General features: G+C 71.4%; 12 protein-coding genes. 6 read left to right on the forward strand and 6 right to left on the reverse strand.

The window, feature by feature from the left end; genetic code table 11:
- Positions 1 to 11 precede the first annotated feature (11 nt).
- Positions 12 to 1,463, forward strand: coding sequence for a catalase (locus ACIO3P_RS19220; protein WP_329829279.1), 1,452 nt, complete (start codon positions 12 to 14; stop codon positions 1,461 to 1,463).
- A 112-nt stretch (positions 1,464 to 1,575) separates the two neighbouring features.
- Here ACIO3P_RS19220 and ACIO3P_RS19225 read toward each other — a convergent pair whose 3' ends face one another.
- Together ACIO3P_RS19225 and hisN are read right to left on the reverse strand one after the other, a co-directional pair.
- Entirely contained in the window at positions 1,576 to 1,980 is a 405-nt protein-coding gene (locus ACIO3P_RS19225) for a cyclic nucleotide-binding/CBS domain-containing protein (protein ID WP_401851286.1), read from the reverse strand.
- Positions 1,981 to 2,398: 418 nt separating this feature from the next.
- Positions 2,399 to 3,199 (reverse strand): histidinol-phosphatase, encoded by an 801-nt coding sequence (gene hisN, locus ACIO3P_RS19230; protein WP_401791473.1) that lies wholly within the window; start codon positions 3,197 to 3,199, stop codon positions 2,399 to 2,401.
- A 129-nt stretch (positions 3,200 to 3,328) separates the two neighbouring features.
- Between hisN and ACIO3P_RS19235 the strand changes: the two genes are divergently transcribed.
- Positions 3,329 to 4,072 carry a TetR/AcrR family transcriptional regulator gene (locus ACIO3P_RS19235; RefSeq protein WP_401851283.1) on the forward strand — a complete coding sequence of 248 codons (744 nt, stop codon included), beginning with the start codon at positions 3,329 to 3,331 and terminating at the stop codon, positions 4,070 to 4,072.
- Here the strand turns inward: ACIO3P_RS19235 and ACIO3P_RS19240 are convergent.
- From ACIO3P_RS19240 to ACIO3P_RS19255, 4 genes are all read right to left on the reverse strand, one after another.
- Positions 4,038 to 4,361 (reverse strand): multidrug efflux SMR transporter, encoded by a 324-nt coding sequence (locus ACIO3P_RS19240; RefSeq protein ID WP_329829283.1) that lies wholly within the window; start codon positions 4,359 to 4,361, stop codon positions 4,038 to 4,040. The genes ACIO3P_RS19235 and ACIO3P_RS19240 overlap by 35 nt on opposite strands.
- A gap of 154 nt (positions 4,362 to 4,515) precedes the next feature.
- Entirely contained in the window at positions 4,516 to 5,526 is a 1,011-nt protein-coding gene (rsgA, locus tag ACIO3P_RS19245; protein ID WP_399292593.1) for a ribosome small subunit-dependent GTPase A, read from the reverse strand.
- A 4-nt stretch (positions 5,527 to 5,530) separates the two neighbouring features.
- Positions 5,531 to 6,880 (reverse strand): 3-phosphoshikimate 1-carboxyvinyltransferase, encoded by a 1,350-nt coding sequence (gene aroA / locus ACIO3P_RS19250; RefSeq protein ID WP_329829285.1) that lies wholly within the window; start codon positions 6,878 to 6,880, stop codon positions 5,531 to 5,533.
- A 134-nt stretch (positions 6,881 to 7,014) separates the two neighbouring features.
- Positions 7,015 to 7,728: a M50 family metallopeptidase gene (locus tag ACIO3P_RS19255; protein ID WP_329829687.1), complete on the reverse strand. Its 714-nt coding sequence runs from the start codon at positions 7,726 to 7,728 to the stop codon at positions 7,015 to 7,017.
- A gap of 176 nt (positions 7,729 to 7,904) precedes the next feature.
- On the opposite strand from ACIO3P_RS19255, the gene ACIO3P_RS19260 reads away from it, so the two are divergent.
- The 4 genes from ACIO3P_RS19260 (at position 7,905) to rsrA (ending at position 10,814) form a co-directional block, all read left to right on the forward strand.
- Positions 7,905 to 8,720, forward strand: coding sequence for an SOS response-associated peptidase (locus tag ACIO3P_RS19260; protein WP_401851280.1), 816 nt, complete (start codon positions 7,905 to 7,907; stop codon positions 8,718 to 8,720).
- A 22-nt stretch (positions 8,721 to 8,742) separates the two neighbouring features.
- On the forward strand, positions 8,743 to 9,498 hold the full coding sequence (locus ACIO3P_RS19265; protein WP_401851278.1) for an alpha/beta family hydrolase: 756 nt from the start codon (positions 8,743 to 8,745) through the stop codon (positions 9,496 to 9,498).
- Between the two features lie 288 nt (positions 9,499 to 9,786).
- Positions 9,787 to 10,446, forward strand: a complete 660-nt coding sequence (locus tag ACIO3P_RS19270) for a sigma-70 family RNA polymerase sigma factor (protein WP_329829288.1) — start codon at positions 9,787 to 9,789, stop codon at positions 10,444 to 10,446.
- Entirely contained in the window at positions 10,443 to 10,814 is a 372-nt protein-coding gene (gene rsrA, locus ACIO3P_RS19275; RefSeq protein ID WP_329829289.1) for a mycothiol system anti-sigma-R factor, read from the forward strand. Before ACIO3P_RS19270 ends, rsrA begins: the two co-directional genes overlap by 4 nt.
- Positions 10,815 to 11,001: the final 187 nt, after the last annotated feature.

Below are 11,001 nucleotides of genomic sequence, written 5' to 3' on the forward strand. Positions count from 1 at the left end.
AGGAGGCGCACGTGACGCAGGGACCGCTCACCACCGAGGCCGGGGCTCCGGTCGCCGACAACCAGAACAGCGAGACGGCGGGCGTCGGCGGGCCCGTGCTGGTCCAGGACCAGGCGCTGCTGGAGAAGCTCGCGCACTTCAACCGGGAGCGCATCCCGGAGCGCGTCGTCCACGCGCGTGGCGCCGGCGCCTACGGCACCTTCACGCTGACCAGGGACGTCTCGCGCTGGACGCGGGCAAAGTTCCTCTCCGAGGTCGGCAAGGAGACGGAGACGTTCCTGCGCTTCTCCACCGTCGCGGGCAACCTGGGCTCCGCGGACGCGGTGCGCGACCCCCGCGGCTTCGCGCTGAAGTTCTACACCGAAGAGGGCAACTACGACCTCGTCGGCAACAACACCCCGGTGTTCTTCATCAAGGACGCCATCAAGTTCCCCGACTTCATCCACACCCAGAAGCGCGACCCGTACACCGGCTCGCAGGAGGCGGACAACGTCTGGGACTTCTGGGGGCTGTCCCCCGAGTCCACGCACCAGGTGACCTGGCTCTTCGGCGACCGCGGCATCCCGGCGACGCTGCGCCACATGAACGGGTACGGCTCGCACACGTTCCAGTGGAACAACGAGGCGGGCGAGGTCTTCTGGGTCAAGTACCACTTCAAGACCGACCAGGGCATCAAGAACCTGACCTCGGAGGAGGCCGCGGTACTCGCCGGCCAGGACGCCGACTCGCACCAGCGCGACCTGCGTGAGGCCATCGAGCGCGGCGACTTCCCGTCCTGGACGGTGCAGGTCCAGATCATGCCGGCGGCCGACGCCGCCACGTACCGCTTCAACCCGTTCGACCTGACCAAGGTCTGGCCGCACGAGGACTACCCGCCGATCGAGATCGGCAAGCTGGAGCTCAACCGCAACCCGGAGAACATCTTCGCCGAGGTCGAGCAGTCGGTCTTCTCGCCGGCCCACTTCGTGCCCGGCATCGGCCCCTCCCCGGACAAGATGCTCCAGGGCCGGCTCTTCGCGTACGGCGACGCCCACCGCTACCGCGTCGGCGTCAACGCCGACCACCTGCCGGTCAACCGCCCGCACGCCACCGAGGCGCGTACGAACAGCCGGGACGGCTTCCTGTACGACGGCCGCCATCAGGGCGCCAAGAACTACGAGCCGAACAGCTTCGGCGGACCCTTCCAGACGGACCGGCCGCTGTGGCAGTCCACGGCGGTCACCGGCGGCACGGGCAACCACGAGGCCCCGAGCCACGCGGAGGACGACGACTTCGTCCAGGCGGGCACCCTCTACCGCCTGATGCCCGAGGACGCGAAGGGCCGCCTGATCGACAACCTGGCCGGGTTCATCTCCCAGGTCTCGCGCGACGACATCGCCGAGCGCGCGGTCGACAACTTCCGCCGGGCGGACGGAGACTTCGGCAAGCGACTGGAAGCCGCAGTCCAGGCCCTGCGCGGCTGACGGTCCCGCCTGCTGAAGACGGAAGGGGCCGGTTCCTCCGGGAGCCGGCCCCTTCCGCCGCCCTCGGGGGCGTCCAGGGGACCTGCGGGATCAGAGCCGGGGGCCGGCCGGGTCAGGAGGCGGTCAGGACGGCCGCCTCGTGCCGGATCGGGGCCCAGCAGCGGAGGATGTCGCGTACGGAGACGATGCCGACGGGCTCACGCTCGTCGAGCACGATCAGATGGCGGAATCCGCCGGTCGACATGGCCGCCGCGGCCTCCTCCAGCGTCCACGCCGGCGAGGCGAAGACGACATCGGTCGTGGTGTGGGAGCAGGCCGTCTCGACGTCCGGGCTCTGGCCCGAGCCGAGCGAGTTGAGGATGTCACGCTCGGTGAGGATGCCGATGCCGCAGTGATCGGTGTCGAGGACGACGGCGGCGCCGACCCGTCGGGCCGACATCAGCCCGGCGGCCTGGCGGAGTGTATGCGTGGGCCCGATGGTCAGAACCACCGAACTCATGGCGTCACGGACAAGCATGGGGTGGAGCCACCTCCTTGGTGAGCCGGTTTCCGGGGTCCCGAGGTGAGCGGGGGACCTTGGAGAAACGATTCACAAGTTCACAAGTGGGGAGACTCTCAGGGTGACACGGTTGCCCAGAGTCAACAAGGGGGCGGGCGGCGCACCACCGGGGGCGCCCAAAAACCCGACAAAAGCCCCCCTCTTTTTTTTGAGGGCTCGGTTCGCCTCCGGGGCGCTTTAAGTCGGCGCCGACGGTCGACCGTGCTCGGTTCGCTCGTACCTCACGAACCTGCGCGCGCTCTCTCTTACGGCGCCGACGCGCCCCTTCGGCTCACTCGCCGGCCAGGCAGGGAGACGGGGCGAAGATTCTGGCACCGCAGCACCTGGCCCGAACGTGCGGGAGTGCGCCCCGGAGGCGAACCGAGCCCTCAAAAAATCAGTACCGCTGGTTCAGGTAGCCGAGGAGTTCTTCGTGGAGGACTCCGTTCGATGCCGCCGCGTTGCCGCTGTGCGGGCCCGGGCGGCCGTCGAGGCCGGTGAAGCTGCCGCCCGCCTCCTGGACGACGATGGCGGTGGCCGCCATGTCCCAGAGTGACAGTTCCGGCTCGGCGCACATGTCCACCGAGCCCTCGGCGACCATCATGTAGGGCCAGAAGTCGCCATAACCGCGCGTGCGCCAGCATGCCCTGGACAGATCCAGGAAGCCGTCGAGCCGGCCCTGTTCCTCCCAGCCGGTGAGCGAGGAGTACGCGAACGAGGCGTCCGGTACGCGCGAGACGTCCGAGACGCGCAGCCGGGTCGCGGACGACAGACTGCGTCCCGTGTAAGCCCCGCCGCCCTTCGCGGCCCACCAGCGGCGGCCCAGCGCGGGCGCGGACACCACGCCGACCACCGGCTCGTAACCGCCCTCACCGGCCACCATCAGCGAGATCAGCGTCGCCCAGACGGGTACCCCGCGTACATAGTTCTTCGTGCCGTCGATCGGGTCGATGACCCAGCGGCGCGGGCCCGTGCCCTCGATGCCGTACTCCTCGCCCAGGATCGCGTCGCGCGGCCTCGCCCGCTGGAGGTTGCCACGGATGAGTTCCTCGGCCGCCTTGTCGGCCTCACTCACCGGGGTCATGTCCGGTTTCGTCTCGACCTTGAGGTCCAGAGCCTTGAACCGGTCCATCGTCGCGGCGTCGGCGGCGTCCGCCAGTACGTGGGCGAGACGCAGGTCATCGTGGTAGTCGGGCATGCCGCCACAGTATCCACCGGGGCGGTGCGGCTGCCATGGGCCCCTTCGGCCGGAACCCGACGACGGTCTTGACAGTGAGCGACGGTCCGTCAACTCTGAGCGCAGAGCCGCACGGCCCCGGAGGCGACGATGCCCAGCGCGCGTGAAGCCCTACTCAGTGCCGCCCTTTCGGCCCTCGCCGACCAGCCCTGGTCCGCGGTGCGCATGGTCGATGTGGCGGCGGCGGGAGGGGTCTCCCGGCAGACCCTGTACAACGAGTTCGGCAGCAAGGACGGTCTGGCGCGCGCCCTGGTACGGCGCGAGGCCGACCGCTATCTGCACGGTGTGGAGCGGCTGTTGCGCGAACGCGCCGACGCCGCCGACCGGCTGGTGGCGGTCGCCGAGTGGACGGTCGGGGAGGCGCGCGCCCGGCCGCTGTTGCGGGCGCTGCTCACCGGCTGCTGGGGCGAGTGGCTGCCCGCCCCGCGCCCCGCACGGGCCGACGCCGTCCCGTCGGGCATCCCGGCGCAGCGCAGGGCCGACGCGGGGCCGCCCGCGACCACGGAGCTGGTGGCGCTCGTACGGGACAGATCCGCGGCGGCGCTGGATCCCACCCGGAAGGATCACGGGCGTCCTGAGCACGGGCGCCCGGAGCACGGCCGTACCGAGCACGGACACGGGGGCGGGGGCCACACCGGCGCCGTGGGCCACAGCCGGTTCGCCGCGTACGGCCGTACCGAACTGCTCTACCGCTGCGAACTGGCCATGCGGCTCGCGCTCGCCCATCTGGTCGCGCCCGGCGCGGAGCCGGTGGGCCCGCTGGTCCGTACCGCCGTCACCGCGCCGCCGTCCGCGCTGCTCAGTGCGCCGAGCCCGAGAGCTGGAGCCCGATGACGCCGACGATCACCAGCGAGATGGAGACGAGTTTGAGCACGGACACGATGTCGCCCAGGAAGATCATGCCGTAGATCGCCGTACCGGCCGCGCCGATGCCCGTCCACACCGCGTACGCCGGGCCCACGTCGAGCTTCTTCAGAGCGAGGGTCAGAAGTCCGAAGCTGCCGAGCGCGAAGGCCGCGAAGGCGATCGTCGGCCAGAGCCGGGTGAATCCGTGGGACAGCTTGAGGCAGACCGCGAAGCCGGTCTCCAGGATCCCCGCCACCACAACCAGCAGCCACGCCATGTCAAACGTCTCCCCGCGTCGGTGACCGCCCTGCCGGCCGGTCGGCAGGCCCTGCAACCGTCCGTGACCAACCGGCCCACCTGGTGTGATTATGCCCTTACCAGTCACCGCGGCCCGCAAACGTGGCCATGGCCCGGCGCGGTCCGTCGCCCGGTCAGTCGCCCTCGCGCCGCTCCCGCGTGGAGAGCAGCCGCCGCAGCGAGTACAGCCGCGCCGGATCGGCGTGTCCCTCGGCCACCCAGGCGTCGAGCGCGCACTCCGCCTCGTCGTGGCTGCACGCGCGCGGACACCCCTCCGTACCCGGCACGAGGTCGGGGAAAGCGAGGATGACCCGCGAAGGATCGACGTGGTGGAGCCCGAAGGAGCGGATGCCGGGGGTGTCGATCACCCAGCCCTCCGCCTTGGCCAGCGGCAGTGCGAGCGCCGAGGTGGTGGTGTGCCGGCCGCGCCCCGTCACCGCGTTGACGTCACCGGTGATCCGGTGCCGGTCGTCCGGTACGAGAGCGTTGACGAGGGTCGTCTTGCCGACGCCGGAGTGGCCGACGAAGGCGGTGACCCGGCCGTCGAGGTATTCGCGTACGAGCTCGGCCGCGTGCCCGCTCATCAGCTCGTCCCGCCGGGTGACGACATGGCGGATGCCGAGCGCCCGGTACGTCTCCAGCAGCTCGTCCGGCGGCGCGAGGTCGGACTTGGTGAGGACGAGGAGCGGTTCGAGACCGCCGTCGAACGCCGCGACCAGACAGCGGTCGATCAGCCGGGGGCGCGGCTCCGGGTCGGCGAGCGCGGTGACCACGGCGAGCTGGTCGGCGTTGGCGACGACCACGCGCTCGTACGGGTCGTCGTCGTCCGCCGTGCGGCGCAGCACGGAGCGGCGCTTCTCGATCCGTACGATCCGGGCGAGGGTGTCCTTCTTGCCGGACAGGTCCCCGACCAGGAAGACCTGGTCCCCGACGACGGCGGCCTTGCGGCCCAGCTCACGCGCCTTCATCGCCAGGACGACCCGGTCGTCGACGAGGCAGGTCAGCCGGCCGCGGTCGACGGTGAGGACCATGCCCTCGGAGGCGTCCTCGTGCTTGGGCCTGATGTTGGTGCGGGGCCGGTTGCCCTTGGGGTTGGGACGGGAGCGGATGTCGTCCTCGTCGGGGTTCTTGCCGTAGCGCCGCATGCCCTCAGGCTCCCGCTCCCGCGAGCATCTCTGTCCACATCCGCGGGAAGTCGGGCAGGGTCTTGGCGGTCGTGCCGACGTTCTCGATCTCCACGCCGGGCACCACGAGGCCGATGATCGAGCCCGCCGTGGCCATGCGGTGGTCGTCGTACGTGTGGAACACGCCGCCGTGCAGCGGGCGCGGGCGGATGTGCAGACCGTCCGCGGTCTCGGTGACATCACCGCCCAGCTCGTTGATCTCCTTGGTGAGCGCGGCCAGCCGGTCCGTTTCGTGGAGCCGCAGATGGGCGACGCCGCGCAGCGTGGACGGCGAGTCGGCGAGCGCGGCGACCGCGGCGATGCCCGGCGTCAGCTCGCCGACCTCGCTCAGGTCGAGGTCGACGCCGTGGATCCGGCCCGATCCGGTGAGGGTGAGGCTGGTGCCCTCGGAGGTCTCGGTGAACTCGCAGGAGCCACCCATGGCGGTGAAGATCTCGCGCAGCGTGTCACCCGGCTGGGTGGTCCGCGCCGGCCAGTCGGGGACGGTGACCCGGCCGCCGGTGACCAGCGCGGCGGCCAGGAACGGCTGGGCGTTGGACAGATCGGGCTCGACCGTCAGATCGCGGCCGAGGAGCGCGCTGGGGGAGACCCGCCAGACGTTCGGCTCGCCGCCCGTCTCGGGCTCGTCCACCTGCGCGCCGACCCCGCGCAGCATGTCGACGGTCATCCGGATGTGCGGCAGGGACGGCAGTACGGAGCCCGTGTGCCGTACCTCCACGCCCTGGTTGAAGCGCGGCGCGGAGAGCAGCAGCGCCGAGACGAACTGGGAGGACGCGGAGGCGTCGATCTCGACCGTGCCGCCGTCCAGCGCGCCGCCGCCGTGCACGGTCAGCGGGAGCGAGCCGCGGTCGTCGTCGTCGATCCGGGCGCCGAGGACGCGCAGCGCGTCGATGACGCTGTGCAGCGGGCGTTCGTACGACCGGGGGTCGCCGTCGAAGCGGACGGGGCCGTCGGCGAGGGTCGCCACGGGCGGCAGGAAGCGCATCACCGTACCGGCGTTGCCGACGTCGACCGAGGCAGGGCCGTGCAGCCCGGCGGGGATCACGCGCCACGCCTCGCCGCTGGGGCCGCCGCCGGAGCTGGACGAGACGGTCTCCTCGATGCCGACGCCCATCGCGCGCAGCGCCTCCGCCATCAGCAGGGTGTCGCGGGAGCGGAGCGGACGGCGCAGCCAGCCGGGCTCGGCGGCCAGCGCGGCGAGGACGAGACCGCGGTTGGTGACCGACTTCGATCCGGGCACGGTGACCGTCGCGTGGACGGCCCCGCTCGCGTAGGGGGCGGGCCAGTGGGCGGACTGCACGGAGCTTTCGGTCATGCCCCACACTTTAGTGGCTCTTGACGGAGCCCGATCCTGATCAAATGCGCGGCAACCCGGGCGTAATCCGCGCGTCGTGACCACGTGTGGAGATACGGGAGGACCTTCCCCGTGCTGGGCGGCGGCCGGGCCGGTCAGAGGTCCAGCAGCCAGCGCCCGCCGCCGACCAGGGAGCAGAGCGAGACGGCGTGGAAGAAGAGCAGCCACAGGAGGGGCGGCGTGTGGGTGAGCCGGCCGAGCTGGTCCGCGTCCGAGTCGCCCGCGCCGCCGTACCGCCGCTTGGACTGGAGCTCGAAGGCCGGGCGCACGCCGCCCAGCAGCAGGAACCAGACGGCGGTGTACGCGAAAGCCGCCTGCACGTCGGGGCTGGTCAGCCAGGAGATGAGGAGGAAGGCGGCGCCGGTGACGATCACGGTGAGCGCCCCGTACGCGTTACGGATCATCACCAGCATCGCGAGCAGCAGCGCGGTGGTCAGCCACAGCAGCAGGGTGATGTGGTCGGCGGAGAGCAGCCAGGCGCCGCCGAGCCCCAGCAGGGGCGGCGCGGTGTAGCCGGCGGCGGCGGTGAGGATCATGCCGGGGCCGGTGGGCTTTCCCGCGCTGACGGTGAGCCCCGAGGTGTCCGAGTGCAGCCGTATTCCGTCGAGTCTGCGCCCGGTGACCAGGGCTATCAGCCCGTGGCCGCCCTCGTGCGCGATGGTGATCGCGTTACGGGAGAGCCGCCACAGCACGCGGGGGACGACGGCGACGAGCGCGACGGCCGCCGTGGCGAACACCAGCCACTCGTCCGGAGGGGACTGGGTGCCGAAGACGCGATCCCAGAGATCGCCGAGCGAGGTCGGGTCGATGCTGGCCATTTCTCGGGCGGCTCCTCAACTGGGTGTACGTCGTGGCAGTCTGGCACTCATACGCGGTACGGGTGAAAGACGCTCACCCGATGCCCTCCGTTCCGGCGGACGAGAACGCACAGGCAGTTCATAAGACCGACCGGCGCTTGCGGGCCGGTCCAAGGCGGTGATGGGGAATGTGCGGCAGGTACGCGGCGAGCCGGCGGCCCGAGGAGCTTCAGGGGATCTTCGGGATCGAGAAGTGGGAGCCGGAGGAGACGCTCGCCCCGGACTGGAACGTGGCGCCCACCAAAGAGGTCTACGCGGTCCTTGAGCGCCCCTTGAAGGACGCGCCCACGCCGCGGCCGGTGCGCCAGCTCCGGCGGCTCACCTGGGGGCTCGTACCGTCCTGGTCGAAGACGCCCGAGGGCGCCGCCCGGATGATCAACGCGCGGGCCGAGACCGTCCACGAGAAGCCGTCCTTCCGCCGGCCCTTCGCCGCACGGCGGTGCATCCTGCCCGCCGACGGCTACTACGAGTGGGTCACCAGCTCCGACGAGCGGCAGTTGGAGGAACAGGGCAAGAAGAAGCGGACGCGCAAGCAGCCGTACTTCGTGACCCCCGCCGACGGCTCGGTGATGGCGCTGGCCGGGGTGTACGAGTTCTGGCGCGACCCGACCCTGCCGCCCGACCATCCGCTGGCCTGGTGGGCGACCTGCTCGGTGATCACCACGGAGGCGGAGACGACCCCGCTCGGGGTGGCCCCCGCGGAGGGGCCCGCGGCGCTGGCCGACATCCACCCCCGGATGCCGCTGATGCTGACCCCGGACCGCTGGGACGCCTGGCTGGACCCGTCCCGTACGGACCCGGACGACCTGCGGCGGCTGCTGACGCCGCCGCCGGGCGGGCTGATGCGGGCGTACCCGGTCGCGACGGCGGTCAGCAGCGTCCGCAACAACGGGCCCGAGCTGCTGGAGGAGCTGGCCGCGCCGGAGGAGAGCACGCTCTTCTGAAGATCCTCCCCCGGGCGGCAGGATGGGCCGGGTGACCACAGACACCCGGACCGTCGACACCCCCGCCGGGGACGCCAGGATCACCTGGCACCCCGCCCCGCACCCGCGGCTCGTCCTCGCCCTCGGCCATGGCGCGGGCGGCGGGATCGAGGCGCGCGACCTGCGAGCCCTCGCCGCCGCGCTGCCCCCGCTCGGGGTGACCGTCGCCCTGGTGGAGCAGCCCTGGCGGGTGGCGGGGAAGAAGGTGGCGCCCGCGCCCGCGACCCTGGACACCGGCTGGCGGGCGCTGTGGCCCGCGCTGGCCGGGAGGGAGCCGGGGCTCGGTCTCGTCGCCGGCGGGCGCAGCGCGGGGGCGCGCGTGGCCTGCCGTACGGCGCGTGAGCTGGGCGCCCGCGCCGTACTCGCGCTGAGCTTCCCGCTGCACCCACCGGGCCGCCCCGAGAAGTCCCGGGCGGCCGAGTTGCTGGGCTCCGGGGTGCCCACCCTGGTCGTCCAGGGCGGGAACGACCCCTTCGGGAAGCCCGCGGAGTTCCCGGCGCCCTCGGAGCCGCGGAAGTCCTCGGCGTCCCGGAAGCCCTCGGAGTCGGGGAAGTCCTCCGTGTCCCTGGAGTCCTCCGTGTCTCTGAAGTCCTCCGGAGCGGGGTACGGGCTTCTTGAGGTGCCCTACGGCGATCACTCCTTCGCCGTACCCAAGAGGGCGCCTCTCGGGCAGGACGAGGCTCTGGAGACGATCACCGGGGGCGTGGCCGCGTGGCTGGACGGGCTCGATCCGGCCTGATCGGAAGGAGAGGCTCCAGGTCGTTCCGGGCGGGAATGATGCGCAGGGGGACGCTGTTGTGACGAACATCGGTACACAGCGCATCGAAAGGGAGTCCGTCGTATGGGTTCGACCATCTGCCCGCGCCGCTCAGAAGCCACTGACCTGGAGTGGACTGTGCTTTCCGCGGCCAGGAACGCCCCCGGTCGGGCCGGCGCCGGGACGGACCGACAGGCCCCGTCCCAGCAAGGTCGACTATTCTCCGATTCGAGTGGGTCCGCATTCGGATCCGCCACAGCGTTGGAGGAGGTGGGTCCGGTCACTGGGACCGACGGAGCGACCGACGACGGCCACATCGAAGAGACCACTGCCGAGCGCAACGCCCGCTTCGAGCGTGACGCCCTGGGCTACCTCGATCAGATGTACTCGGCCGCGCTGCGCATGACGCGCAATCCGGCCGATGCCGAGGACCTGGTGCAGGAGACCTATGCCAAGGCGTACGCCTCCTTCCACCAGTTCCGTGAGGGCACCAACCTCAAGGCGTGGATGTACCGCATCCTCACGAACACCTTCATCAACTCGTACCGCAAGAAGCAGCGGGAACCCCAGCGCAGCGCCGCCGAGGAGATCGAGGACTGGCAGCTCGCGCGCGCCGAGTCGCACATGTCGACCGGGCTGCGTTCCGCCGAGTCCCAGGCGCTGGACCACCTGCCGGACTCCGATGTGAAGTCGGCGCTCCAGGCGATTCCGGAGGAGTTCCGGATCGCCGTTTATCTCGCCGATGTAGAGGGCTTTGCCTACAAGGAGATCGCGGACATCATGGGGACACCCATCGGTACGGTGATGTCACGACTCCACCGTGGGCGCCGCCAGTTGCGCGGCATGCTGGAGGACTACGCCCGCGACCGCGGGCTCGTCCCGGCGGGTGCCGGGGAGTCGTCGGACGATCGGAAAGGTTCGGACTCATGAGCTGCGGAGAGCCGCATGAGACGGATTGCGCCGAGGTTCTCGACCACCTCTACGAGTTCCTCGACCGGGAGATGCCCGACAGCGACTGCACCAAGTTCGAGGTGCACTTCGAGGAGTGCTCCCCGTGCCTGGAGAAGTACGGCCTGGAGCAGGCCGTGAAGAAGCTGGTGAAACGGTGCTGCGGGCAGGACGACGTACCGGCCGACCTGCGCTCCAAGGTGCTGGGGCGGATCGACCTGATCCGGTCGGGCGAGGCCGTGCCCGACCATGACGTGTCGACGGCCCCGGACGTGTCGACCACGTCCGTCACCACCGCGGCGCGCGCGAAGCCGTCCGGCAGTGATCTGCCGGGTGTCGCCAAGGAGTGAGCCGGGCGCCGTCGAGGCGGGGGGGGGGGGGGGGGGGGGGGGGGGCCCCCCCCCCCGGGGGGGGGGGGGGGGGGGGGGGCGCCCCCCCCCCCCCCCGCCGCGGTGAGCGTCCTCGTGGGTCGCCCTACGCCGTCAGCTCGGCCGCCACCAGCTCCGCGATCTGGACCGCGTTCAGCGCGGCGCCCTT

The sequence above is a fragment of the Streptomyces sp. NPDC087310 genome (genome assembly GCF_044744405.1).
Taxonomy (GTDB): Bacteria; Actinomycetota; Actinomycetes; order Streptomycetales; family Streptomycetaceae; genus Streptomyces.

What these genes read in the sequence shown, in the direction of transcription:
- aroA (WP_329829285.1), bottom strand. Translation starts at nt 6,880, where the DNA reads ATGACCGAAAGCTCCGTGCAGTCCGCCCACTGGCCCGCCCCCTACGCG.
- rsrA (WP_329829289.1), top strand. Translation starts at nt 10,443, where the DNA reads ATGAGCTGCGGAGAGCCGCATGAGACGGATTGCGCCGAGGTTCTCGAC.
- ACIO3P_RS19260 (WP_401851280.1), top strand. Translation starts at nt 7,905, where the DNA reads ATGTGCGGCAGGTACGCGGCGAGCCGGCGGCCCGAGGAGCTTCAGGGG.
- rsgA (WP_399292593.1), bottom strand. Translation starts at nt 5,526, where the DNA reads ATGCGGCGCTACGGCAAGAACCCCGACGAGGACGACATCCGCTCCCGT.
- ACIO3P_RS19240 (WP_329829283.1), bottom strand. Translation starts at nt 4,361, where the DNA reads ATGGCGTGGCTGCTGGTTGTGGTGGCGGGGATCCTGGAGACCGGCTTC.
- hisN (WP_401791473.1), bottom strand. Translation starts at nt 3,199, where the DNA reads ATGCCCGACTACCACGATGACCTGCGTCTCGCCCACGTACTGGCGGAC.
- ACIO3P_RS19225 (WP_401851286.1), bottom strand. Translation starts at nt 1,980, where the DNA reads ATGCTTGTCCGTGACGCCATGAGTTCGGTGGTTCTGACCATCGGGCCC.
- ACIO3P_RS19235 (WP_401851283.1), top strand. Translation starts at nt 3,329, where the DNA reads ATGCCCAGCGCGCGTGAAGCCCTACTCAGTGCCGCCCTTTCGGCCCTC.
- ACIO3P_RS19265 (WP_401851278.1), top strand. Translation starts at nt 8,743, where the DNA reads ATGGGCCGGGTGACCACAGACACCCGGACCGTCGACACCCCCGCCGGG.